Source organism: Desulfovibrio litoralis DSM 11393 (assembly GCF_900143255.1).
Lineage (GTDB): Bacteria > Desulfobacterota > Desulfovibrionia > Desulfovibrionales > Desulfovibrionaceae > Frigididesulfovibrio_A > Frigididesulfovibrio_A litoralis.
Map to the genome: position 1 here is coordinate 1 of NZ_FRDI01000019.1, position 26,077 is coordinate 26,077.

25 protein-coding genes and 1 pseudogene are annotated in these 26,077 nt (G+C 36.8%); 8 read left to right on the top strand and 18 right to left on the bottom strand.

Annotation, left to right across the window (positions count from 1 at the left end; genetic code table 11):
• Window positions 1-153: 153 nt before the first annotated feature.
• The 6 genes from nikR to BT999_RS11975 all read right to left on the bottom strand — a co-directional run bounded on the left by nikR (window position 154) and on the right by BT999_RS11975 (window position 6,168).
• Window positions 154-570: a nickel-responsive transcriptional regulator NikR gene (nikR, locus tag BT999_RS11950; protein WP_072698018.1), complete on the bottom strand. Its 417-nt coding sequence runs from the start codon at window positions 568-570 to the stop codon at window positions 154-156.
• A 182-nt stretch (window positions 571-752) separates the two neighbouring features.
• Entirely contained in the window at window positions 753-1,244 is a 492-nt protein-coding gene (locus BT999_RS11955; RefSeq protein ID WP_072698019.1) for a methylated-DNA--[protein]-cysteine S-methyltransferase, read from the bottom strand.
• Between the two features lie 88 nt (window positions 1,245-1,332).
• A complete protein-coding gene (gene hmcF / locus BT999_RS11960) occupies window positions 1,333-2,730 on the bottom strand; it encodes a sulfate respiration complex iron-sulfur protein HmcF (protein ID WP_072698020.1) in 1,398 nt (465 codons plus the stop codon).
• 73 nt (window positions 2,731-2,803) lie between these two features.
• The gene (gene hmcE, locus BT999_RS11965; protein ID WP_072698021.1) at window positions 2,804-3,484 is read right to left on the bottom strand and encodes a sulfate respiration complex protein HmcE; all 681 of its coding nucleotides are present in this window, start codon (window positions 3,482-3,484) and stop codon (window positions 2,804-2,806) included.
• A 68-nt stretch (window positions 3,485-3,552) separates the two neighbouring features.
• The gene (locus BT999_RS11970; RefSeq protein WP_072698022.1) at window positions 3,553-4,371 is read right to left on the bottom strand and encodes a cytochrome c3 family protein; all 819 of its coding nucleotides are present in this window, start codon (window positions 4,369-4,371) and stop codon (window positions 3,553-3,555) included.
• A 381-nt stretch (window positions 4,372-4,752) separates the two neighbouring features.
• Window positions 4,753-6,168, bottom strand: a complete 1,416-nt coding sequence (locus BT999_RS11975; RefSeq protein ID WP_143145578.1) for an NOL1/NOP2/SUN domain family protein — start codon at window positions 6,166-6,168, stop codon at window positions 4,753-4,755.
• A gap of 240 nt (window positions 6,169-6,408) precedes the next feature.
• Between BT999_RS11975 and BT999_RS11980 the strand changes: the two genes are divergently transcribed.
• From BT999_RS11980 to BT999_RS11990, 5 genes and pseudogenes are all read left to right on the top strand, one after another.
• Entirely contained in the window at window positions 6,409-8,100 is a 1,692-nt protein-coding gene (locus BT999_RS11980; protein ID WP_072698023.1) for a hypothetical protein, read from the top strand.
• 74 nt (window positions 8,101-8,174) lie between these two features.
• Window positions 8,175-8,636, top strand: a complete 462-nt coding sequence (locus BT999_RS11985) for a GNAT family N-acetyltransferase (protein ID WP_072698024.1) — start codon at window positions 8,175-8,177, stop codon at window positions 8,634-8,636.
• Window positions 8,637-8,785: 149 nt separating this feature from the next.
• Window positions 8,786-8,965 (top strand): annotated as a pseudogene (locus BT999_RS12590) (hypothetical protein); the annotation flags it as partial.
• A 176-nt stretch (window positions 8,966-9,141) separates the two neighbouring features.
• Complete coding sequence (locus BT999_RS12595) at window positions 9,142-9,294, top strand: hypothetical protein (protein WP_178139358.1); 153 nt, start codon at window positions 9,142-9,144, stop codon at window positions 9,292-9,294.
• Between the two features lie 92 nt (window positions 9,295-9,386).
• Window positions 9,387-9,623 (top strand): GNAT family N-acetyltransferase, encoded by a 237-nt coding sequence (locus tag BT999_RS11990; protein ID WP_072698025.1) that lies wholly within the window; start codon window positions 9,387-9,389, stop codon window positions 9,621-9,623.
• Between the two features lie 4 nt (window positions 9,624-9,627).
• Here the strand turns inward: BT999_RS11990 and BT999_RS11995 are convergent, their stop codons facing one another.
• The 10 genes from BT999_RS11995 to BT999_RS12040 form a co-directional block, all read right to left on the bottom strand.
• A complete protein-coding gene (locus tag BT999_RS11995; RefSeq protein WP_072698026.1) occupies window positions 9,628-10,692 on the bottom strand; it encodes a glycosyltransferase in 1,065 nt (354 codons plus the stop codon).
• A gap of 56 nt (window positions 10,693-10,748) precedes the next feature.
• Window positions 10,749-11,708 carry a glycosyltransferase gene (locus BT999_RS12000; RefSeq protein ID WP_072698027.1) on the bottom strand — a complete coding sequence of 320 codons (960 nt, stop codon included), beginning with the start codon at window positions 11,706-11,708 and terminating at the stop codon, window positions 10,749-10,751.
• Window positions 11,705-12,253, bottom strand: coding sequence for an acyltransferase (locus BT999_RS12005; protein WP_072698028.1), 549 nt, complete (start codon window positions 12,251-12,253; stop codon window positions 11,705-11,707). The genes BT999_RS12000 and BT999_RS12005 overlap by 4 nt, the downstream gene beginning before the upstream one ends.
• Window positions 12,250-13,770, bottom strand: coding sequence for a class I SAM-dependent methyltransferase (locus BT999_RS12010; protein ID WP_072698029.1), 1,521 nt, complete (start codon window positions 13,768-13,770; stop codon window positions 12,250-12,252). Before BT999_RS12010 ends, BT999_RS12005 begins: the two co-directional genes overlap by 4 nt.
• Complete coding sequence (locus BT999_RS12015; protein ID WP_072698030.1) at window positions 13,770-14,843, bottom strand: DegT/DnrJ/EryC1/StrS family aminotransferase; 1,074 nt, start codon at window positions 14,841-14,843, stop codon at window positions 13,770-13,772. Before BT999_RS12015 ends, BT999_RS12010 begins: the two co-directional genes overlap by 1 nt.
• 45 nt (window positions 14,844-14,888) lie before the next feature.
• Window positions 14,889-15,842: a CdaR family protein gene (locus BT999_RS12020; protein ID WP_072698031.1), complete on the bottom strand. Its 954-nt coding sequence runs from the start codon at window positions 15,840-15,842 to the stop codon at window positions 14,889-14,891.
• Window positions 15,842-16,600: a diadenylate cyclase CdaA gene (gene cdaA / locus BT999_RS12025; protein ID WP_072698032.1), complete on the bottom strand. Its 759-nt coding sequence runs from the start codon at window positions 16,598-16,600 to the stop codon at window positions 15,842-15,844. Before cdaA ends, BT999_RS12020 begins: the two co-directional genes overlap by 1 nt.
• A 93-nt stretch (window positions 16,601-16,693) precedes the next feature.
• Complete coding sequence (locus BT999_RS12030) at window positions 16,694-17,503, bottom strand: ABC transporter ATP-binding protein (protein WP_072698033.1); 810 nt, start codon at window positions 17,501-17,503, stop codon at window positions 16,694-16,696.
• On the bottom strand, window positions 17,493-18,812 hold the full coding sequence (gene livM, locus BT999_RS12035) for a high-affinity branched-chain amino acid ABC transporter permease LivM (protein ID WP_245791019.1): 1,320 nt from the start codon (window positions 18,810-18,812) through the stop codon (window positions 17,493-17,495). The genes BT999_RS12030 and livM overlap by 11 nt, the downstream gene beginning before the upstream one ends.
• Window position 18,813: 1 nt before the next feature.
• The gene (locus BT999_RS12040; protein ID WP_072698034.1) at window positions 18,814-19,722 is read right to left on the bottom strand and encodes a branched-chain amino acid ABC transporter permease; all 909 of its coding nucleotides are present in this window, start codon (window positions 19,720-19,722) and stop codon (window positions 18,814-18,816) included.
• Between the two features lie 399 nt (window positions 19,723-20,121).
• On the opposite strand from BT999_RS12040, the gene BT999_RS12045 reads away from it, so the two are divergent.
• From BT999_RS12045 to BT999_RS12055, 3 genes are read left to right on the top strand one after another with little or no spacing between them, the layout of a single operon-like run.
• Window positions 20,122-22,293, top strand: coding sequence for a RelA/SpoT family protein (locus BT999_RS12045; protein WP_072698040.1), 2,172 nt, complete (start codon window positions 20,122-20,124; stop codon window positions 22,291-22,293).
• Between the two features lie 6 nt (window positions 22,294-22,299).
• On the top strand, window positions 22,300-24,174 hold the full coding sequence (locus BT999_RS12050; RefSeq protein ID WP_072698035.1) for an LIC12162 family transferase: 1,875 nt from the start codon (window positions 22,300-22,302) through the stop codon (window positions 24,172-24,174).
• A gap of 30 nt (window positions 24,175-24,204) precedes the next feature.
• Window positions 24,205-24,495: a hypothetical protein gene (locus BT999_RS12055; protein WP_072698036.1), complete on the top strand. Its 291-nt coding sequence runs from the start codon at window positions 24,205-24,207 to the stop codon at window positions 24,493-24,495.
• 35 nt (window positions 24,496-24,530) lie between these two features.
• Here the strand turns inward: BT999_RS12055 and BT999_RS12060 are convergent, their stop codons facing one another.
• Window positions 24,531-25,295: an ankyrin repeat domain-containing protein gene (locus BT999_RS12060; protein ID WP_178139359.1), complete on the bottom strand. Its 765-nt coding sequence runs from the start codon at window positions 25,293-25,295 to the stop codon at window positions 24,531-24,533.
• Window positions 25,296-25,389: 94 nt separating this feature from the next.
• The coding region (locus BT999_RS12065) for an ankyrin repeat domain-containing protein (protein WP_143145580.1) at window positions 25,390-26,077 on the bottom strand (688 nt) is incomplete at its 5' end.

The window sequence follows — 26,077 nt, forward strand, 5'->3', positions numbered from 1 at the left end:
ACTTAAAAAGACAAACTAAACAAAAAACTAATTACAAAATAGTTTTGCAATGGATTTTTAAGCTTTAGCAAGAAAGGCGTAGCTTTTTTATGGAGGGAATGTACTCTTATGGTACATGACCAAAATAAAAAGCAAGCCTGACGCAGATAAAGCTTAAAAATCTTCGCCTGTCGTCGTCAACACTAAACGACCATGCTTAACCCCTTTACAAGAAATTATTTGTTCTCCGAGTTGGCGAATATCCTTCCCCTTACCTTTTAAAACGATTACTTCAAGGCAGTTATGATGGTCAAGGTGCAAGTGTAGCGATGACAACACCAAATCGTGCATATCGTGTTGAATAGCGGTTAAATGTTGAGCCAAGTCGCTCTTGTGATGGTCATACACAAAAGTTAAAGTGCCTGCAACTATTTGAGTATCATCTTCAAAATTGCGTTCGACCAAAGCCTTGCGAATTAAATCTCGCAACGCTTCCGAGCGATTAGGATAATTACATTCGGAACAAAGCATATCAAATTGTTCCAACAAATCAGAGTCGAGAGAAACCCCAAAACGCGTCAGTTTACTCATAATTAACTCTCTTATAATAAAATCAACATACTTTATTTAAGACCATTGCAAAACTCGGTTTTGCGTTCTTTTATCATCGTTTTATGCACTGCATGCACATAGTATAAAACGTCTTAAGCCACAAACAATCTCATCACATAGTATGCACATATTTCTAAACAGCTGTCAACAAATAGCAAGTTTTAAAACGTGCTTTCAAGCTCAAGTAAAAACGCCTTTAGCTCCAAGCCTCCACGATATCCAACGAGTTTTCCGTTATGACCAATCACACGATGGCAGGGAATAAAAATAGGAATAGGGTTTTTATTATTAGCCAGCCCGACCGCCCTAACAGCTTTTGGATTTTGCATAGCAGTAGCGAGCATTTTATAACTCATGGTTGTTCCATAAGGAATTTTAACTAATTCTGACCAGCATAATTGCATAAACGGAGTACCTACTGCTTTCAGTGGTAGAGAAAACACCTTGAGTTTTTTATCTAAATACGCATTTAACTGGCTAAATGCTTCAGCTAACAAAAATTTATCATTCGCTTGAAGCTCTGTTGTCTCTTTTAAATCAGTATTTAAAATACTTTCTGCATCTAGGCTATTGGGCAATAATAATTTTATAATAACGCCATTTTCCGCCACAATACCTATCTTACCTATTTGTGTATGTTGAAACAACAGCATAAAATATGCCCCTGACCCAATGGTCTTTAAATTATAAAAAAAGCCCGCCTCAAAAAAAGACGGGCAAAAAAACAAAACAAAAAGCTGATTATTCCTCAGAATCTTCTTCTTTTGGTTTTAAATGATCAGGAACTATCGCCATTTGAATAATTAATGGCTTTAAGAAGCTCCATTTAATTCCAATATGAAACTCTTCTTCTAAATCACGAATAGCGTCCCAACAGTTATGACAAGGAGCAACAACAAATTTTACGCCGGTAGCCAAAATTTGATCACGCTTTCTTTCAAGGGCCTTGTTACGTTGTTTACGGAATTTTCCAATACCGTTAAAACCACCGCCACCACCGCAACAATAGTTGTATTCGTTATTTGGGTCCATCTCACGGAAATCTTCGGCAATATAACTCATTATTTCACGAGTATATTTTCCTAAACCGCCGTTACGCACGTAGTTACAAGCATCTTGTAAGGTAACAGGCTCTTTAATTTTTTTAGCCGGGTCAATTTTAATTTTACCGGTACGCAGAGCTTCAGCAAGCCACTCAACATAGTGAATGTATTCTGAAGGTGGCTTTCCGTTTTCGTATCCGGCCCAATAAGGACCTTCGATAGCAGAAGCACGGTGAGCGTGTCCACACTCTGTTCCGATAACACGTTTTGGACGTAAACGCTTCATAGAATCGTATACATTTTCAACGCTCATTTTACAAGCTTCCCAGTCTCCGGCAAACATAGCGAGGGAGGTTTGATCCCAACCTGTGCTAGGCACTGTCCATTTTTCACCGGCAAGGTGGAAAAGAATAGCGGCTTGGGCTACGTCTTCTGGGTAGTGTTTTACTTCACGGGCGTTCAAGGTATACATGATGTCAGCGTCTTCAACATCAACCGGAATAGTTAAGCCCGGCCATTCTTCTTCGTTCTCTTCTGTCATCCATTCGCAGGTATCAACCCAGTCTTCGGAAGTAACGTCCATCTGAGAACTATAAATTCTGTGCATGCCGGAACCGATTTTAAGTTCCCAAGGCACAAAACCTTGGCTATATAAAAGACCACGCAAATAGCTGATCATAACGCCAACGTCGATACCATGCGGACAAAACTGGCTACAACGGTTACAACAAGTACATTGAGACCATGCAACTTCCATCGCATGACGCATAAACTCGTTGCTGACTTTACCTTTTTTCTTGATGATTTCACCAAGAGTAGACTGAATTTTATAAGCAGGAACCTGTTTTGGATCACGGTCGTTAACTTGATACAAGAAACAACTCTCGGCACAAGCACCACAGTGGGCACAAATTTCAAGCCAAGTACGAGTACGAGACTTACAGGTTTTTTCTATGGTAGACCAGAGCTTATCAACATCAACATCAAGCTCTTCCATCTCTTTATAATATTGAACACCGCCCTTATCACCGAGAAGATTTTTTAAAGCTTCTACGGTATTAATAGGCTGTTTATTACAAAAATTTCCTTCAGGCATGGATTACTCCTTTTATATTCCCTTATTTCCAACATAAATAACATTGCCATTCGTCGTAAACAACAAAGCAAAATTACCAAGGGAAATAGGCACCTCTTTTATGACCGCCACGTTTAATGCTATAATCCATGCCGATCTGAATACGAGACATAAAATAAAGCACGATATGTGAAAGCTTGGTAAACGGTGCTAAAATAAGCATTAATTCGCCAAGAATAATGTGTAAAATCAACCAAAAATTGGTATTTTCAGGGCTGGCTGCGATAAGATAGCCAGAGACTATCGGAGCTGTTGCCAATGCCAAAATAAACCAATCATAACCGGTAGTTAAATAACGCACTGAAGGCGTAATAATACGGCGTATTCCGAGTAAAACGGCACCGATAATCGCACAGATTGTTAAAATATCGCTAACATTTTGTGGTAAGGTCGGTAAACCAAAACCAAAATTAGCTCTTAAAAGCTCAGAATGCCCAATCAGAAAGAAAGGCAATAGAATAGCACCGGTGTGAAACATAAAAAAAGCAACGGTAAATAAAGGCTGAGAACGCCAACCTTGAGTACCAAAAGGAAGCATCCATTTTAAAGCGGAGTGAATACCGCCTTTAATCCCGTGACTGAAATCCGCTTTATAAGCAACGCGGTCAAGCTTCCAGTCCAAACCTTTTATATACCAAATTACTCGCCAAGTCATGCCTATAAAAAAGACAGCCAGCGAAATAACAAACATGGGTCCGGATAGAAATTCATACATAATTTATTCTCCAACATGAGGGTAAAATCAATATTGCAAAAAGTTATTGTTTTATAATAAAAACAAAACTATGCACCTTGCCCATGACAACTGTTACATGTGTAAGGAGCGGTTTTGGCTGTTGAACCTTCGGCCGCATTTTTTGCCGTATTATAGTGGCAAGACACACAAGACATATGGCTGGCTTTTTTCAAGCTCATTGGCTTACTACCGTCGGCAAGTTGTTGATCAACTTTTGTATGACAGCTGTTACAATTTGCACCATTGCCATCATCAGCAACAAGCTTTTTGGCTTGTGCATCAAAAGTATGGTGGCAAACGCCACAGTTAGTATCCTGATCTTTTAACGGCGGAATATTTGGAGATTCTTGGTGAGTCATATGAGAATCTTCGCTCATCTTACCGGGTTTAAAAGCAACCGCAACTTCAGAACGAGTAGAGTGACAGCTTCTGCACTGAGTTAAAACAGGGGCTTTTATCGTTTTGTCGAGTTTCATGGCTTCAACGTGGCAACCGACACATTTAGCATGATAAAAGTTTTTGGCTTCATCATAAGACATAGAATTTGAAACAGACTTAAAGCCAAAATTTATACTTTGGCTGTCTTTAGAGCTTTCATGACAGCTATCACAGCTTTTTTGAGCTTTTGACATGGCATCTGTATGTTTATCATGAAAAAAAGTTACCGCAGGCAACTCTAAACCTTTTTTTTGAGTTAATCCCAATGTAATTCTATCTGCTCTGCCCTGTGCTTTTTCAGTTTTTGCGGCAGCAGCGTCTTTTTGAGCCTGTGCAGTCGCGATGTTAGTCCCAAACCCCATAAAGACAAACAAAGCACACAAACAACATAGCCCACCCAAGCACAACAGAATTCTCTTGTCCTTCATAGTGGCAATCCTTGTGAAAGATACATAAAAACAATTCGACATTAAACACACCGTAAAACACAATGATAATGTCAAAAACCTTAGCCTCTTGGTTGTCATAACCAACTTATTTTAATCTTAAAAACTTTAAACACATAAAAAATAGCGTTATATTTCAACCTCAATTTTACAGCTTATTTTTTGACAAAAAAGCAATAAACAAGCCAAAAATCACTATATCTTTAATACGGCAATACTAAAAACATAATGTAAAAACGTTAAGATTAAATTCGATATGACTTCTTTTAAAGTTAGATGATTCTGGCTGTTGCGTCAAGAAATAATAACACATATTTATTTCAAACAAGCTTTATTGCACAACCTAACTAAACTATAAAAATTTTATTCGCCAAACAATAACCTTTTCCCTTTTTTGATCAAACGACACAAAGCTAAGTCATTATAATACAAAAAAACAAATTTTGCATCAGCACTAAGAGGCCCTGAGTCTAAACTAAGACCGGTTAAAAGTTTTTTTAAATCTTCGGTTGAGGTCAGCGACAAGGCTTGATTATTTTTTTCCGCCTCTTCCAAACTCGGCATAAATCTTCGCAAACTGTTTAAAGGTTTAACTCCGAAGTTTCCATATTTTCCAATCGGCAAGCCCCGCCAATCTATGGTTTCCTCAGCAAAAAGTTTACGGGCTTTATAAGGCAATAAATGTACTTCTTTTCCAAAAACCGCTAAAGAGCCTTGACCTAACCTGCTTATATCATATCCAAATTCTTCCAAAGCCGAAAGATTGATTTCTATATTTTCAACAGCTTGTTTTTTATATTCTTTAAAAAACTCTATTTTTTTATCGTTTGATGAATCAACAACATTCTCGGTTTTCTCCAAAAGGGCAACAAAAAAACCTTGTCCGTTTTGTTCAGTTTTTTTCCCCTCATTATTCTCTATATTATTAATACGCCAAACTCCGCTACTCTCAGCCAGATAAGCCTCGCTTTGATTAAATTCGGAAAGAGTGGGAAGTGGAATAAGCTTAAGCCCTAGCTGTTCTTTTGCCCAAACAATTTGCTCTTCGTTTTCTTTAATGTTTGTCGTACAAGTAGAATAAACCAAACGACCGCCTACTTTTAAAAGTCGCACAGCCTCTTTTAATAAAATTCGCTGTAAATGTACCAACGTATTTGTTTTTTCCACAGTCCAAAGTTCCATCACCTTTGGATTTTTGTCTAAAGTTCCCCAACCGCTACAAGGCGGGTCAAGCTGTATATATTCAAGTAAGCCCGAAGATAAAGGGTAAGCCTCGGCTTTATACGAACTAGTAACGCTTTGCCATAAATTCAAATGAGTTAAATTAGAACGCAAAACCGGCAAACGGTTTTTTCCCGGTTCATTTCCAATAACCAAACCCTCTGATCCAATAAGCTGAGCTAGCTCACCCGTTTTGCTTCCCGGACTGGCACACATATCCAAAACAAGAGAACCAAGACTAGGGTTTAACGCCAAAGGTGGTAACATTGACGAGCGGTCTTGGATATAAATCAAACCAAACTTCGCCGCCAAACTACGCCCAAGAGGTAAAGGTTCATAACTTAAACGACGAATAAAAGTGGCTGACCCGCTTTGAGTTTTAAAAAAAGCCAAAGCATCAGGTTCAAACTTAAAACCCTCAGCACTTAAAAGAGCTTCTATGTTTTTTTGTTGCGAGCGTATAATTTCATGCTCTTTTTCAGTATTTTCTTTTACCTGAAAGGGAGCAACAAGACGAAAGCTCCGCCCAAAATTTTGAATATTTTTTACGTTGGTCAAGATTCACCTAATCTGAGTTGATAAATTTTATAAAAACAAGCTGTTAAAAATTCAAACAAAAATAAAATAAGCCTGATAATAATGCTTTTATTATTAATCGCTTTAGGTTATATCTTGCTTATCGTTTCAATAAATACTATATTAGACAGGTTGGTTTTGTCAAAATTTTAGTTCGACAAAATAACTTATTGCTAAAAAAATTGATTCAAAAACTTAAGTGTTTATATTAAGGAGCTTTTAATGCTTACAATCAAAATGCGTAATTTATTATCTATAGCTGCCAGCATATTTTTCGGCATCTTGTTATTGCTTAACGCAACACACGCCTCTGCACAGCAAGGCAACACTTATGGCGTTATGCCTTTTTCCGTTAACGGTCCTGCCGGATATAAATATCTTGAAAAAGCTATCCCTGAAATGCTTTCTTCTCGTTTATACTGGAAAGACCACTTTAACCCGATTGCACAAGAACAAACCGCAAAACTAGGGGCTGTTTCCGGCGAAAGCAATGCGGCAAACGCTCAAAAAACGCTAAAAACAGCTTATCTTATTTACGGAACAGTCAATATCATTGGCGAAGATGCCAGTCTTGATGTTAAAATAAGAGATTCTAAAGGGAATATCGTTTCAAAAAACCGCGAAACCAAAGTAGCTCAACTGATTCCGGTATTAAAAACAGTCGCCGACTCAATCAGCACGGATATTTTTAAACGCCCTTCTCAAACCAATACTGTAAGAGAAACGACAACACCGGCAAAAGTTAATCAGATGAACTCCGAAATTGTCGTTAACCAAGACAGCTCAAAAGACGTATATCTTAACCCACAATTCCGTTATACCGGCTCAGATACCGACAGTTCAAGACAACGCTCACAAACTTTGAACTTTTCTTCTGTTGATATGACTATCGGCGACCTTGATAACGACAATAAAAACGAAGTTTTAATCTTATCCGCCACTCGTCTATATATTTTCAACTATGAGAAAGAACAATTAAAACAAATGGCTGAATACAAATTTCCTGTAAATTGCCAACTTTTAAGAGTAAGCGTTTTACCGAGTTCTGCTGGAACTCCTAAAATTATTGTTTCTACTTTAGATCAAAAGAAACCTCGTTCATTTATTTTTACTTATAAAGGCGGGGCTCTTGCCGAAGTCAACAATCGAGTTCCTTACTTCCTTAACGTAATGAACCTGCCTCCTGACTATGCGCCTTATTTGGTCGGACAATCATACGTTACCCCGGGCTTATTCCGCATGGGTGTTTACGAAGCCATAATCAACGGAACAGAAGTCAGCTTAAACAAAAAACTTGACCTTCCCGAAGGTGCTAACCTGTTTAATACTACCTTTATGCCGGGTTCAAACGGCGTTCCTGCCGAAAGCAAAGTGGTTATGCTCAGTAGCCGTGAAAGACTTGTTGTATTTAACAACTCCGGCGGAAGGCTCTCTGAGACCGACGAGCGTTTTTCAGGTTCTGCCAACGGTGTAGAAGTCAGCACCTCAATGCCGGGTTTAGGAGATGATCAAGTTACTATTCCCAATACCTTCTTTATGCCTTTGCGTATGTATGCCGTTGACTTAGACGCTGACGGACGCTATGAGCTTTTGGCAAACCGCCCTATTTCGACAGCTTCCGAGTTGTTTGAACGTTATCGTTTCTTCCCACAGTCTGAAATACAGGCTCTATACTGGGACGGAACAGGCTTAAACTTACAATGGAAAACTCGTCGTATTAAAGGGTCTACCGTGGCGTTCCAGATTGCTGATGTAAATAATGACGGCTCAACCTCTCTGGTTGTGTGTATCAACACTCACCCGGGAGCTTTAGGAGCAGCAAAACGCAAAACCATACTCTTGGTTTATCCTTTAGACCTTACTAAAACAGACCCGAATACAGCCGCAGACCCTTCTGAAAAAGAAGAACAATAGGCTTATTCAATAAAAACAATAACAACACCCTGTAAATAAAAACTACAGGGTGTTATTTATTTGAGACTATAGTTATGTTAAGATTACGAAAAGCCACAATGAATGATGCCTTATTGCTTTTTAACTGGCGAAATGATCCTCAAACTAGACTGGCAAGCCACAACCAAGAAGAATTAACGTTTGAGTCTCATCTCTCATGGTTAAAAGCCGTTTTGGAAAACCCCAAACGCACCATCTATATCGCCGAAGAAAATAATACAGCCCTCGGAACAATTAGAGCAGACCGTTTAAACAAGGCAAGCCCTGAGGATACAGACGGTGAATATACCGAGTTATCTTGGAATGTTGCCCCCACAGCCAGAGGGCAAGGCGTTGCAAAAAAGATGTTACGTGCGATTCTTCCACTTTTATCGGGTCTTATCAAAGCAGAAATAAAAAAAGACAATATCGCTTCGATTAAAGTTGCCGAAGCAGTAGGCATGACACTAAAAACTGAAAAAAACGGTATCTTATTTTATGAATTAACCAAACAATAAACCATTAACCAAGCTTATATTTTTCACAAACTGCTTTTAAGCGACTGAAAATTAAACCCCCTATCGTTTCCGGAGAAAAGAGTTTAGTTATATTACTGATATTTTCTTTAGCAGGCAAAACAAAATTATCTTAGAATGTTGCCTCCGCAGCCAGAGGGCAAGGCATTGCAAAAAAAATGTTACGTGCAATTCTTCCACTTTTATCGGGTCTTATCAAAGCAGAAATAACAAAAGACAATATCGCTTCGATTAAAGTTGCCGAAGCAATAGGCATGACGCTAAAAACTGAACAAAACGGTATCTTGTTTTATGAATTAACCAAACAATAAACCATTAACCAAGCTCATGTTTTTCACAAACTGCTTTTAAGCGACTGAAAATTAACCCCCCTATCGTTTCCGGAGAAAAGAGTTTGGTTATATTGCTTATATTTTCTTTAGCAGGCAAAACAAAATTATCTTAGAATGTTGCCTCCACAGCCAGAGGGCAAGGCGTTGCAAAAAAGATGTTACGTGCGATTCTTCCTCTTTTATCGGGTCTTATCAAAGCAGAAATAAAAAAAGACAATATCGCTTCGATGAAAGTTGCCGAAGCAGCAGGAATGACGCTAAAAACTGAACAAAACGGTATCTTGTTTTATGAATTAACCAAACAATAAACCATTAACCAAGCTTATATTTTTCACAAACTGCTTTTAAGCGACTGAAAATTAAAACCCCTATAGTTTCTTGAGAAAAGAGTTTGGTTATATTGCTGATATTTTCTTTAGCAGGCAAAACAAAATTATCTTGGAATGTTGCCCCCACAGCCAGAGGGCAAGGCGTTGCAAAAAAGATGTTACGTGCAATTCTTCCTCTTTTATCGGGTCTTATCAAAGCAGAAATAAAAAAAGACAATATCGCTTCGATTAAAGTTGCCGAAGCAACAGGAATGACGCTAAAAACTGAACAAAACGGTATCTTGTTTTATGAATTAACCAAACAATAAACCATTAACCAAGCTTATATTTTTCACAAACTGCTTTTAAGCGACTGAAAATTAAAACCCCTATAGTTTCTTGAGAAAAGAGTTTGGTTATATTGCTGATATTTTCTTTAGCAGGCAACATAGCCATTGCATTACTACAAACCATATTCATTTTAACCGCCAATTCATCAACGTTAATTTTTGCCCAGTGCATCTTTGGCGTAAACAACGGTAAAAGACGACACATCTCAAGCGGTATATTTTCCAATTCATAATCCACCAAGATACTGTTATCAGGATTCATAAATTCTAAATTGCCTGAATAATTTGTAGCAATAACAGGCTTAGCAAAACTCATAGCCTCAGAAAGCCCAAGCCCCCAAGCCTCGCTACAATGCGGGCTAACGTAACAATGGGTTAAATTGTGTAAGGCAGAAATTTCTTCTTCCGACAACTCATCTGAGATACTGATTATATTAGGAAAAGACGACAAATCTTGAATTTGGCGATATTGTTTTAAGACCAGTTTTACTTTATTTCCCCATTTTTTCGTTTGAGAACAAAAAGCCTTAAGCAAAGCTGTTGTATTTTTACGCGGGTTAATAATATCAACAATACTAAAAAACAAGAAAGAGTCAGAACTTACACCTTGTGAAAACAAAAGTTGTTTTATCTTGGCTAAGGCTTCGGGGGTTGGCGGAGTTCTTTTAACGAGATGAGGAATAACAAAACATTCTTTGCCTGACTGTAAAAAGGCTTTTTGTGAAAACTTCGAACAAGTCCAGACCTCTATACAACTTTCTAAGCCCGCAATAAAAGCTTGGGGCAGAATATCCGTTTCCCAAACCCCGTAAACAATTTTGGGGATTTTTTTCAGCGGTGGATACTGCTTTAATATATGCGGAATATTATTCGGTTCATCATGAATAATAGCCAAATTTGCAAGTTTAGGATTATCAACCAAAGTGAAACTAAAATCACCGCCTCGAACCAAGCGGCTCAAATTTTGAATACAACTTTTATATGCCAGCCCGGCTTTTTTATGACTAATATAAGACGAAAGATGATAATAAATATTTAATTCAGCCACTTAAAAAAGCTCCACAATACACAGAATATCCATAGAAGTGTTTAAAAAAAACGACACTAAATTTTTGCAATATATTCCGCAAGCTCTAACATTTTATATTCTCGACAAAGTTTTATAAAATCAATAAGCATCTCAGGATGCTCTGTTTTAAGTTTAATCAGTTTATGCGGCGATTTATTTTCATGTAAGTCTAACAGCATAAATGAAAGTAGCATCTTTAAAAAACCTTTTGTTTGTTCTTTATATTTACCATTGTCTAGCTTATTTACTTCAGCAATAAAATTAAACTCTTGAAAAATATATTTATTATGCAATATCTGATCGGAGAAAGGACTCCACACACCTCCGGCATGTTTACGATATACAGCCATAATATCAGGCAGCATAAAAATATGCCCTTTTTGAGCATGTAAGATATGCATAAAATAATCTATTGGCATAATATCACACGGAAACACATCAAACATATTTTCCGTATGAAAACGCCAACGATAAACAACGGAGTTGGTTTGAATAAAATTACCTTTTAATAACGTGTCTATTGTTGATATAGGATTATTTCCAAGAAAATTATAAACCTCAATATCACTGGGAAATATGCTGTCAGGTTTATTTTGCTTATCATAATTAACCTTCACAGGGTGGAAACACAATGAACAATCAGGGTGAGCATCTAAAAAATCTACTTGTTTTTGCAACTTGTTAGGATCAGTCCAATAATCATCGCCCTCACACATTGCAACATATTGGCTTTTTAAAAGATCAGCCGTATTCACAAAATTTCCCCATACTCCAATATTTTTTTCTCGAAAAACCGGTTTAATAATATGTGGATATTTATCGGCAAAAACGCTGATAATTTGACGTGTATTATCGGTTGAACAATCGTCGGCAACTATAGCTTCAAAAGGGAAATTCGTTTTTTGTTTAACAAAACCTTTTAAAGTATCCGCAATGAATTTTTCGTGATTATAAGTAATACAGTGTATTTGTAGTTTAGGTGTATTAAGGCTCATAAAATCTTCTCTGATAATTTAATAATATCTTTTTTTCTGTGTTGATAAAATTTACAAGGAATGCCAAAATTAATAGTCCACTCATCTAAGTCTTTTAATACCAAAGAAAAAGCACCGCTAACCGCCCCTTCTTTTAACTTAACTCCCGGCATAACAATACTGTTTGCCCCAAGTTGAGTATAATTTTCTAAGACAACTCTGCCTTGCCTCAGCTTTGTTAAATTATCAGGCACCATTGGTGAAATCATATATTCGCCCGAAAAATCATCACTCACCGTGTATATCGAAGAGCGAGGCGAAATTCCGCAAAAATTTCCTATTCTCAAACCCGCTTTGGCATAACAAGCAACATAAGCCGAAATATGTACATAATTACCTGTTGTAATCTCACCCGATAAAACACAAAAGTCATCAACCCTGACATTATCTCCAAAAGAAATTGTTTCAGGACTATAAAAACTTGCTTTTTTACTCAGTAAAACATTATTGCCAATACTTTTAAAGCCTAATGTTTTTAATTCGTCAAGGCTGTAAAAACTGCTCATTTTGTTGCTTCTGCGACTAATGTTGATTGCTCTCTGGTTTCCAAATTAACAAGTGCCGCATGTTCACTTTGATGCCATGGGCAAATTTTTATTTTCTCAAAACCGGCTTCTTGTAGTCTACGCAAAAGCTCTTCGTCGTCATATAAATATTGATGCCCCCAAGCTCTAAAATTCATATTCATAAGCTCGGCCTTAGTTTGTACAAAAGTTAGACCATATTGTTTAAGCCAAGGCAAATCTTTCCAAACAGGGTTTAAATAATCAGAAACAGCCTGTCTTAAATCTGGCATGGCAACACGCAAAACGCCACCGGGTTTTAAGACTCTTAAAGTATCTTTTAAAGAAGAAAGAGCTTCTTGAACCGTTAAGTGTTCTAAAAAATGTTCATGAAAAACAAAATCAACGCTGTTATCAGGAAACGGCAACTTATATCGCAAGTCCCAGTGCAAGTCTAATTCATTGATATTATTATCGCTATTGTTATCGATATTTATCCAACCTTTGTGGTAAACTGTTCCACAACCAAGGTGAAGTTTTAAAAGATAACCCTTAGCCTTACATAGCTCTAGCAAAACTTTAGCATTTTTTCTATTTTCTTTTAAAAGATCTGCTAAACTCACTTCTTCCCTCTCGGAAATCACTATTTTCTGTTGTGTTATTATTGATTTTTCAGAATTATCCACAATATTTCTTTCTCGTTTTTTTAATGGACTATAAATAGTATAGTTACAATATCTATTGTGTATAAAGAGTTCCAAAGGGTCTTTTTTGCTTTCTCTTATCTTGCGATAACTATGACCCGGTGTTTTATAAACGTCCCAGGTAAGGTGATAAGCTTTTGCCTTTTTCGTTCGTACCCATTTTTTTTCTTGTTCTCGAGAATAATCACAAAATATTGAATCTAAAAAACGTAGTTTGTTTTCATGTAAAATAACATTACACGCCTTTAGAAACGCCGCTTTTCTTGATAAAACGAACCAAAAACCCGTATCACCCAAGTTATAATTTTTATCTTGTATAGGGGTAGCGGCAGGCACCCATGTTTCAGCACCGCTAACTTGAGGTAAATTAACTAAATCAAGCTCTAGGCCCACAGCAAACACTTCAGGGTTTTGTTCTATAATTGCAACTTGTTCATCAAGCCAATTTTTGTCTTCTATTGTTAAATCTCCGTCAGTAACCATCAAATAAGGAGATTGGGTATCATAAAACAACTTTTGATCAACGACTACGTCAAAAGCGTTGGAGGAAATATTTTCATCAAATAAGATATAGCGTTCTATTTTGTGGGCTTTTAATAATTGTTCTATATAAGGTTTAATTTTTGTCGCAGTATTTTGAGAGCAGTTTTCAACCACAGTAATCGCAAGCCTGTCAGAATATTGTGTAACAAAGTCTAAAGATTTTTTGATTATCTCAAAATCAAAAAAAACAAGCACAACACAAGGTATTCGTGTATCATTTTGATCTATCTGATTTTTATCTATATTCATATTTTGTTGTGCGGATAAGTTCATTACAAAGCTCTCTTTATCAAGTCTGTTATCTTTAAAACTTCTTCTTCTTTAAGTCCAACATACAAAGGTAAACACAAAATACGCAAAGCAATATTCTCAGAAATTGCACATTCTGTTTTGTTTTTTAAATATGGAAGCGTATTTAAAGATGGGTAAAAATATCTTCTCGGTATAATATCGTTTTTCTTAAGAGTATCGAATACTGATAAAAGTTGCTTTTCTGATTCAAAAACCACAGGATAATAGGCATAATTATATACAGAGTCGTCAGGCAATTTGGGTCTTTTTACCAAACCTTTTAACAAACTGTCATATAACTCACTGATTTTTTTACGTTCACTAATAATATAAGGTAAATATGGCAAATTAGCCAAGCCCATAGCCGCATGAAATTCCGAATTTTTTGCATTAATACCAATATATTGATAATCATCAACAATATGTCCAAATCGCTTAACATAATCAAGTTTACGGTCAGTTTCCGAGCTATTAACAATCACACAGCCGCCTTCAACGCTATGAAATAATTTGGTCGCATGAAAGCTACAAGTAGAAATATCTCCATAACTTAAAAGAGACTTATTTTTATAAAAGGCACCAAAGGCATGAGCAGCATCATAAATAACGGTTAAACCGTGTTTTTTTGCGATAGCTTCTATTTTTTCAACATTACAAGGATAACCAAAAACATGCACCGCTAATATAGCTTTGGTTTCGGCAGTAATCGCACTTTCTATTTTATCCGCATCAATACAATAAGTATTTTCTTCTATATCTACAAAAATCGGAGTACAACGCTCCCACAATATGCTACCGGTCGTTGCGACATAAGAGAAAGGCGTAGTAATTATTTCGCCCTCTGTAATATTTGAAATATTTAAAGCAAGCTGGATAGCAATCGTTCCGTTGCTTACATATTGCAAATATTTTACATTGAGATAGTCTTTTAGCTTTTTTTCAAGTTCTAAGACGCAAGAGCCTTGGTTGGTTAACTGTCCGCTCATAAAAATTTTTTCCAAATATTCCATATATTCTGAAATTGGAGGTAAAAAACTTTTAGTTACATAAATCATCGATGGCTCCTTTTCACCCTAATCAAGTTGAGCTAAAAACAATTATTAAAGATCTTCAGAAAAAGTTTCATTCTCAGGCTTTCTTTCTTTTATAAACACAAAGATTTTTTTCGGTTCTATTTCGACTATTTTTGCCCATTCCGGAACATTCCTTAAAACAACATCAGTCGCAACACTTGTATTAGGCAAGAGATTATCTTTTTCGCTAAGATCAAGAATAGCCTCTATCTCTTCAAGTTCATCAGCTTTTTTGTAAATTTCCGGCATGCTTAAGGTAATTTTAATACTTTTTTGTTTTATATTGCCAGTTAAATTGGTGGGCATTTTAATAACAGGCTTTACACTAAAAGAAACTTCTTTTTCCAAGAACTTTAAAACAAAATTGGCACTGACCTGTTTTGGAGTAATTTCCACACTCGGAGGGACAACAGGATTGCGAATTACGCTAAAACTGCTGGCTGTTTTCAAAGAATCAAGCTGAATAGGAACTTTAACGTCTTTTATTCCCTCAAGAATATTTTCAGGCCCCACCAAAGTAACGGTTTCCGGAGTAAACGATAAAGAGTCTAAAACCAAGCCGTCCGGAAGCTCTCCGTATTCTTGAACCACAAGTTTTCGCTCTACTTTTTTAATTATATCCGCATTTAGCTCAATTGTCGAAGGCGTAATATCAACTATCTCCAAAGCACCTTTAAGAGGAAGCACGTTTTGGTCGATATGAATTATATTGACTCCTTTGACTATACCTTTTAAATCAACGGTAAAATACAAGTGTTGGCTGGTAATAGCCGCAATCCGCCCGCGCGTACCCCTAACTCTTACGTTGACGTTGTTGATCATTCCGTCAGAAACAAACAACTCCGGGGGAATACCTTTAAACTCAACTCCAACATCTACCCAAGTATCTATTTTTTCCTGTCCGTTAACAATAAACCAAGCGCTGAGTGCAAGTATAAAAGCTATAAATAAATCAATTGCTTGTCTGCGAGTTATTTTCATTATTTTAACTCCAGATATGTTTTAAGAATTTCCGATAAATGTCTCAAATTAGAGACAACTTCAAGATTCGCTTTATAAACTACCGAGACTTCCCCTCGTTCTTCCGAAACAACGACAACAACGGCATCACTTTCTTCGGAAATTCCGATTGCGGCTCTATGCCTTGTACCAAATGACTCTTTGCCCTGTTTGCTAGATAAAGGTAAAATACAGGCGGCCGCTAAAATTTTATCCTTACGAATTATAGCAGCTCCGTCATGCAGAGGGTTTTTAGGGTAAAAAATAGCTTGGAGTAAATCGCTCGAAACATCAGCGTTTAACATTACCCCCTTGGTTAAAAACTCACCAAGTTGCATGTTTTTCTCTATCACAATCAAAGCACCTATTGATTGCCCCGCCATTTTGCTTGCAGAACGGACAACACTGTCTATCATGCTGTTATGTTCGTTTTTTGATTTAGAAAAAAAACGTAAAAAAATATTATTCGCCCCCATAGTAGCAAGGGCGGTTCTTATATCTTTTTGGAAAATAATAACCACAACCAAAAATAAAGAACCGAGGAAGTAACTTAACAACCAATTTAGAGTATAAAGACCAAGTTCGTTTGAAGCTATATACACAAGGTTTAAAATCAAAACACCATAAATAATTGATAAAACTCTTTTACCGCGTACAATAGTCAAAAAACGATACAAAATAAAAGTTACGATTAAAATATCAATTATATCACGCCAATCAATACTAAAACTTAAAAACATTTGAACTTCCTTACCTAAAAAACAATCAAAAGACTTTAGTGGATTAACGCAGTATTTTTATTTTTGCAAAATAAAACCTATGTATTAAATATCTTATTCTTCTCCCAGATAGGCCTTGATCACCGCTGGATTTTGACGAATCTCGCTTGGAACTCCGTCAGCCAACATACACCCATATTCCATCACATAAATATGATCAGATAAAGACATCACCATTTTCATATCATGTTCAATCAATAAAATCGACAATTTATATTTTTCACGAATATAAAGCACAAAAGCCTTTAATTCTTCGGTTTCATGCGGATTCATACCGGCTGCCGGTTCATCAAGCAATAAAATAAAAGGCTCGGTCGCCAAGGCTCTGGCAATTTCCAAGCGTCTTTGATCACCGTAAGGAAGGTTTTTGGCATCTTCCGCATAAAGGTGTTCCAACTTTACTTCTTTAAGCAATTCATAACTATCGTTTGCAATTTGCTCTTCTTCCAACCTTGTGGCTTTATTTCGGAACAAAGCCCCTAAAATTCCCGCTTTGGTGCGACAAGTTCTTGCAACCATAACATTTTCCAATACGGACATATTAGGAAAAAGTCTGATGTTTTGAAAAGTACGGCTCATACCAAGCTTGGTAATCGTATGCGGTTTTTTTCCAATCAAAGAAAGAGGCGACGCCTCGGGTTTATCATGGTTACATAAAAAAACATTGCCGGCGGTCGGTTTATATATACCGCTAATACAGTTAAAAAATGTTGTTTTTCCGGCTCCGTTCGGACCAATTAAAGCAACGATTTCTCTAAGCCCAACTTCGAGTTTAGCTTCGTTAACCGCCATTAAACCACCGAATTTCATTGAAATATTTTCAACATTTAAAACAGGTTTTTCACAACGATTATTATTGGGCATTTTCTTGCCCCTTTTTTAAACTGTTTGGAATATTCATCTCGGGAACAATCTGTTTTTCATCTAAATCATGTTTAAAAACATAAGTTTTTCTTGCGGGTTTGACTAAACCCTGAGGGCGAAAAACCATCATCAAAACCATACTTGCTCCAAAAATTAACATGCGATATTCCGATAAAGCTCGTAAATATTCAGGCAACAAAATTAAAATGAATGAACCTAAAACAACCCCAAAAATCGAACCCATTCCGCCTAAAACAACCATGGCGAGAATTAAAGCCGATTCCATGAAAGTAAAACTGCTGGGGTTAATAAAAGAGGTTTTTGCCGCAAACAAAACACCGCCAAAACCAGCCCACATAGCACCAAGAGCAAAGGCAGACAACTTAACGCCAACTTTATTTATGCCCATCGCCTCGCAAGCAATCTCGTCTTCTCTAAGAGCCATCCAAGAACGCCCCAAACGAGAATCTCGCAAACGAGAAACAGCAATAATCGTTAAAATTGTCATAAAAAGGGCAACATAATAGGCATAGTTAGTTAATTCAGTCAGGTTGGTAAAATTAACTTGAACAAAGCTAAAGCTTCCATCAACAAAACTGGGGTAATAAAGCGTTGGTTTTGGAATATTACTTATACCGCTAGGACCGTAGAATATATCGCTATAGTTCTCAAGAATTAAACGTACAATTTCACCAAAGCCAAGGGTAACAATCGCCAAATAATCACCGCGTAGCCTTAAAAGAGGCAAGGCTAAAATAATCGCTATAACAGCGGCAAACAACCCTCCAAAAGGAAGAGCCTCCCAAAATCCGATTCCGGTATGAATATTTAAAAGGGCATAAGAATATGCACCAATAGCGTAAAAAGCAACATAACCAAGTACAAGCATTCCGGAAAAACCAACAACAATATTCAGCCCAAGACCCAAAATAACCCACAACAGAGCCGAAACCATAACGTTAACTTGATAAGTTGTACTAAATAGCGGAAAAATAAAACAAAGCATCAACAGCAATGCCAGAAAAATACTTTTATTCTGTTTAAAACATTGTATTTGATTAACAAACTTACCTTCAAATGGTTTTCTCTCTTTTAATAAAAAGAGCCAACGCCAGATAAAAGAAAAAACAAAAGTACCTATAAAAACATAAAGCATATTTTGCGGTCGCCAAACAACATTTTGGTTTAAAGTATCAACTTTAACCGCCAACAACGGCAAAGTCAAAAAAACAAACCACAAAGCAACAAAAAACGAACGCTTAATATTTTGAATATGAAAAAAAGGTAGTTGATTTGAAGATATAGACATATTAAACCTTTTGAACGCGAGCTTTGCCAAGCAAGCCGGAAGGACGAATAATTAAGATTAAAATCAACAAACTAAAGGCAAAAGCATCTTCGTAATCAGACGAGATATAGCCCGTTCCAAAGCTTTCACAAAGACCAAGCACAAGCCCGCCAAGCATAGCTCCGGGAATAGAGCCTATTCCGCCCAAAACAGCGGCGGTAAACGCTTTAATCCCTGCGATAAAACCTATATTAAAGTTGATTTGACCTACGTGAGAGGCAATAAGAAGCCCGCCTATAGCCGCCAAAGCCGAACCAACGATAAAGGTAACGCTAATAATCCTATCCGCATCAATCCCGAGAAGCATTGCCATCTTACGATTTTGTGCCGTAGCTCTCATCGCCTTGCCCATTTTTGTATTTTTAATAAAAAAGGTTAAAGACAACATCACAACAGCACTGGTTGCAATAATTAAAAAATCACTGGCACCCAACATTCCATTAAAAGCATCTAAAAACGCCATTTCGGGAACAAGCCTTGGGAAGGGCATAAAATCAGGAGTTTGAGCAAGCAATATATAGTTTTGCAAAAATATTGACATACCGATTGCACTAATTAAAGGAGATAAACGCGGTGCATTTCTTAAAGGCTTATAAGCAATTTTTTCAATAGTATATCCGTAAGCAGCACAATAAATAACCGCCACGATACCGGCTATAACCAAAATTCCTACTTCCGGAAAACCCAAATAGCCCAATAAAAATGAAACAATCAAAGCAATAAAGGCACCAATCATATATATTTCACCATGGGCAAAGTTAATCAATTCGATTATACCATAAACCATAGTGTAACCAAGGGCAATCAAAGCATAGATACTGCCTCTTGTAAGCCCGCTAAAAAAAAGTTCGCCAAAATAATCCCAATTCATACGTCTTCCTGTAGGGTTAAAATAACAAAATCAAAAACAAGAATATATGTTCAAGGTTAAGAAGATAATTATATAAAGTTATCGGAAAGTTATTACTTTTACACAAAAACTCAAGTCCAATGCATTGAAAAAACTAAAGATTTACGACTTGAAATCAAAACATTATGAGTTTTATAGCCTCGTTTGATTTTAAGGTAAAGTTTTTTATCTCAATTTTTTATTTGAGTTTTTCAACTTTTGATTCTATACTATAAATGAGCTGAATACAAGAAAAAACATACTTCTAGATATTTTCAAAAATATAAAATATCCACAACAACTAACCGCTTTTTTATTCGTCTTTTAACCACAAATTATAACAACACCAATTAAAATTTATAGTGCGAGAGTCCTGTCGTGATCAAAAAAATACAAGAAATTTTACAAACAGTAGAGGCATACTACCCTAGTGCCGACCTTGAACTAATCAAAAAAGTTTATGACTACGCCTCCACTGCCCACGATGGTCAAACACGTCTTTCCGGCGAACCGTATTTTTTCCACCCTCTTGCCGTTGCCGAAATCCTTGCCGATTTACGCATGGACGAAGCCACTATCTGTGCAAGTTTATTACATGATACAGTCGAAGACACTTCTCACAGCATAGAAGACATTGATGAAGCCTTTGGCGAAGAAATAGCCGATATTGTTGATGGTGTTACAAAAATCAGTATGCTCACTTTTGACAGTAAAGAAGAGCAACAAGCCGAAAACATTCGCAAAATGATCTTAGCAACCAGCGAAGATATTCGTGTACTTATCGTAAAGCTTGCTGATCGCCTACATAATATGAGAACTCTTGAGTTTCAAAAACCTCATAAAAGAGTGCGAATTTCTCAAGAAACAATGGATATTTACGCACCCTTAGCCAACCGCTTGGGTTTACACAGATTAAAACTTGAATTGGAAGACTTGAGCTTTCGCTATCTTCAGCCGGAAACCTTTAATACTATTACAAAATGGATAGACGAAAACCAAGCCGATGATGCAGAATATATTGCTAAAGTTATTAATATACTTGAAGATATTCTTGTAAGACACGAAATAAAAGGGCGTGTCAAAGGGCGTACAAAACATATTTACAGCATTTATCGAAAAATGACCTCTCAAAGCCTGCGTCTTGAAGATATGCACGATATTATTGCCTTTAGGGTAATTGTTGACGATGTTTCCGACTGTTACGCCGTCTTGGGCTATGTCCATGAAATTTGGACACCTGTTCCCGGACGTTTTAAAGACTATATCTCCATGCCTAAAGCTAATGATTATAAAAGCTTACATACAACCGTCTTAGGCCCTGGTGCTGAACGCATGGAAGTACAGATTAGAACCGAAGATATGGATTTACTTGCTGAAAACGGTTTGGCTTCCCACTGGCTCTATAAAGAAGGCGGAAGAGTAAGATCAAAAGATATTAAGCAATTTAACTGGCTTAGAGAAATGCTCGATTGGCAAAAGCTAGAAAATGATCCAAAAGAATTTTTGCGTTCTTTGCGGAGTGATTTGTTTAAAGATGAGATTTATATATTTACCCCAAAAGGAACCGTTAAGGAACTACCTGAACATGCAACTGCCGTTGACTTTGCCTATCAAATTCATACTCAAATCGGCGACCGTTGTAGCGGGGCAAAGATCAACAACAAACTGCTTCCTTTGTCTACTCCGCTAAAAAATGGCGATGTTGTTGAAATTATTACCAAAGAAACAGGACACCCCAACAGAGATTGGCTCAAATTTGTCAAAACCGCCAAAGCCAGAACTCGCATTCAATCTTATATCAGAACCGAAGAACGTAGCCGCAGTATCGCCCTTGGACAGGAATTATTGGAAAAACACGGACGCAGAGTTGGCGTAAACTTTCATAAACTTGTCAAAGAAGCAGATTGGGCTCCGGTTTTAAAAGAGCTTAACTACAGAAGCCTCGAGGATATGATTTCCGCCGTTGGGTATACTAAACTTTCATCATCAAAAATATTGCGATTTTTTGTTCCAAAAATAGAAGAAAAAAATGTTTCGCAAACAGACGCCCCGCTTTCTCCTCACGCTAAAGAAAAAGAAAAGGAAAAAGAAAAAGCACAAAACAAAAAGCTTGATACTATCAATATCACGGGCGTTGATGGAATTTTGGTGCGTTATGCTAAGTGTTGCACGCCTATTGTCGGTGATGCCATTGTTGGTTTTATTAGCCGAGGACGAGGCGTAACCGTACACACAGCCGACTGTCTTAGCCTTGCCAATGCTGAAGTTGACAGGTTAATCACCTTAAGTTGGGAAGGGCAAAACAACGACCCTTTACCGGCAAAAATACGTATTATCGCCGTGAACTCTCCGGGAGTTTTAGCTCAAATTACTACGAACCTAGCTGAAATGGGCGTAAATATTGATGCGGGAAACTTTCGCTCAGCCGAAGAAGGAATTACGGAAATCGATTTAACCGTTGTTGTCAAAGATGTTGTTCAATTATATGTAGTTATTGATAAAGTACGACATATTCCAACTGTTTCCGAAGTTGTGCGTTTAAAGGGCGAATAACATAAAATGAGTAATAAACAACTATGTTTAAGCGTTCTTGATTATAACGATAAAAAGTTTCAAAATAAAGAGCGTATCGCCTTAGGTCCTTTTTGCTTTACTAAAATAAACGACTTACCAAACCTGCAAAAAGCACAAAACACACTGCAAAACTTTGGTCTTTCTCCGTGGAAAGACAGTGAAGCTTTGTTGCCGGATATAAGTTATTTGCGACAACTCAGTTTATATCTTATCCCTTTTTTGGCAAAAAAATTGAATGAACGCCATCAACGCAACGAATCTTTATATTTTTGGCGTTGGCAACTGTCAATGTTTCTCGGTCATTTTTTATGCAGTGCTTTTGAACAATGGAAAAGACTGGAACTTGCCGCTAAACATCAAGATAACTGTGACTATCAAGGCGTTGAGCTTGAAAACGCACACCTCTCAAACACTTCGTCTTTTGTAGTCGCAAGTTTTTCATCAGCAGAGTTACACTCAGCACTCGCCACACAAATAATAAAATTTATGAAAGCAAATCATGTTGTTAGTTTGGAAAAATTTCAACAAAACGCTTTGATAAGCTACCGAACGCTTTCCGAAATAACAAAAAATTATCCAATGCCCAAGGCTCTTCCGCTTCGCTCTGAACGTGGAAGTTTAAAAAGCCAACTCTTAAATTTAAAAAATACGTTTTGCCAAAAAATTTTCCCTAAAAACACTTTAATTGAACAAAATGTTTTAGGCATAGGGCTAAAAGAAGCGTTATTATATCCTTTTTTACCAATTCAAAAACTTCCACCTTTTGTAATTGGTGAATCGTCGGCTTTAAGAGAATTTAAAACAGGTCAAAGCCCTGTGGAGTTTGAACCCGCAGATAAATTTGAAGAATTTATCATCACTCAAGTGGAAGCGTTCTTGCCAAACAGTTTATGGGACACTCAAATCTTTCAAGATTTAATGAAAGAAAACAGTAAGTTGCTTGATAAATATAAGGATAAAACCATTTTCTTTCCTGCTCCGTCTATTGCCGTTGATGAACAAACAAAAGCTTTTTTAGCATATAAAGCCGAACAATGTGCAAATATTATCATGTCGCAACACGGCTCACATTACGGCACGGCATTGAGTTATCCCATGTTGGCACTTGAAGAATATGAACAAGCTTCTCTTTTTCTTACTTGGGGTTGGGACTCGCTTGAAAACGAAACAGCTAATTTTTTAGCTTTTCCCTCTGTAAATTTAGCAAAAAAAGCAAAACATTCCGCTAACAACGACGGTAGCATTTTATTTGTTACCAATATGCGAAGTACTTATAATCCACGTTTTTTATCTAACTCCGCCGTACCGGAACTTGAATTTGATTACCTTTTCAACCAGTTGGAATTTTTCAAAAAAATACCCCAAAACTTACAAGGAAAGTTAATACATCAAGAATATCCTTATAATTATTCCGCCTTTCAAGCGACTGAAATAATAAAGAAAGAATGCCCTTGGCTCAAAACTACCACTCAAGATTTTTTTCCAAACTATCAAAAAGCCAAGCTCTTAGTGTTTGATTATCCCGGAACAACGCTTCATGCCACTCTGGTGGCGAATATTCCTTTCATTTTATTTTGGAATCCCAAAGTCGAACTATTTTCAGCAGAAGCAAAACCCTTGTTTGATGCCTTGCATGAAACGGGTGTTTTATTTTATTCCCCGACCGAAGCCGCTCAAGCCCTTGAGCTTATTTATCCAAAGCTTGATCAGTGGTGGAATGAACCAAAACGCTGTGAAGCCGTTAAAAAACTTAGAGAAAAATATGCCTTAACGAACAATCAATCTTTAATTCTCTTAAAAAGTTTAATAAAAAATATTTCGGACAACGCTAAAAATCCACATATTAAAGTAAAGCTTTAATCCTCAGCATAAAAAGTTAAAAAGAAAAGTTTGTTTTATTCAACGGCAGCATCAATTAAAACCATAGAAGCAAAACCCTTGTTTGATGCCTTGCATGAAACGGGTGTTTTATTTTATTCCCCGACCGAAGCCGCTCAAGCCCTTGAACTTATTTATCCAAAGCTTGATCAATGGTGGAATGAACAAAAACGCTGTGAAGCCGTTAAAAAACTTAGAGAAAAATATGCCTTAACGAACAATCAATCTTTAATTCTCTTAAAAAGTTTAATAAAAAATATTTCGGACAACGCTAAGAATCCACATATTAAAGTAAAACTTTAATCCTCAGCATAAAAAATTAAAAAGAAAAGTTTGTTTTATTCAACGGCAGCATCAATTAAAACCATCACTGCCTTGGAATTTTTATTTTCCCTGGCATAATCCAAGGCTGTTTTGCCAAACCTGTCTTTGGCGTTGATATCAGCTCCGGCTTTTATTAGCTCTGCGGTTATATCAGGATTTGTGTTTAATGCAGCGGCATTCATCAAAACTGTTTCACCGCCTAACAAGGTGGCGTTTACATCAGACCCAGCTTTAAGCAGTTCTATAATTACATCAGGGTTGCGGTTAGTAGAAGTGGCATACATCAAAGCGATTGCCCCTTTCGCATCTTGAGCATGGACATCAGCTCCGGCTTTAATGAGTTCTCTAAGCAACTGAGGCTCAACTTCAAAGGCAACAATATGCATTAAAAGCGTTTTACCATCTTTATCTCTGGTATTTACATCAGCTCCGCCCTTAATAAGCTCTATAATGATAACAGGAATCGCATTGTATCTTACAGAACGCATCAATGCCGTCATACCGTCTTTATCTTTATAATTGACAGTAGCTCCGGCTTCGATAAGCTCCTTGATGATTTTACTGTTTGAGTGATAAGTTGCGGCAATCATTAAAGGTGTTTCTGCATCGCTATTTTTAGCATTAACATTAGCTCCGTTTTCAATCGCCTGTATGACTTCTTCCACAGAACCAACTTCACACAACTTTAAAAAAGCCTTATCACTCATCGCAAAAGCCGAAATAGAGGATAAAAGACTGATCAAAAATACGGAAGTTATTATTAAAAAACGTTTAAACATTTTGTAACCCTTATTCATAAAGATTTAGGCAAAGTTTTTAGGCGTGGAAAAAATAATAAAAAATAAAAAAACAACGTAAATAAAAGAAATTGCGTTATTTCGCCCCGGCTTTTGTTAATATTTCTATAATTTGGGGGTTATTATTAGTTTTGGCAATATCTAAAGCTGTTTCGCCAGATTTATTCTTCTCGTTAACATCAGCCCCAGCTTTAATCAGCTCTATTGCAACTAAATGGTTATCATAAAAAAAAACGGCAAACATCAAAGCTGTCGTTCCAGCTTTATCTTTCGCATTAACATCTGCTCCAGCTTTAATTAGTTCTGCTGTAACATCAGGGTTTTTCTGATAAAGAGCTGCCCACATTAAAGCGGTACAGCCTTGAACATTTTTAGCGTTTATATTAGCCCCAGCTTTTATTAGCTCTTTTATTACTTCTGGGTTTGAGTTATCAACTGCATGACTCAAAACTGTATTATCATTAATATCTTTAGCGTTTACATCAGCTCCCGCTTTGATAAGCTCTGCGATTACATCAGGGCTTGGGTTGCTATAAACAGCTCTCATTAAAGCCGTTCTATCATCAATATCTTTAGCGTTTACATTAGACCCGTTTGCGATGGCTTTTTTGACTTCTTCTAAAGTCCCTTTTTTGCACAACTGAATAAAATCTTCATCACTCATCGCAAAAGCCGAGACAGACAATAACAAACTCACCAACAATACTGAAATTACAATCGAAAAGAGTTTAAACATCATGCGACCTAAAAAAATGTTAAAAGTT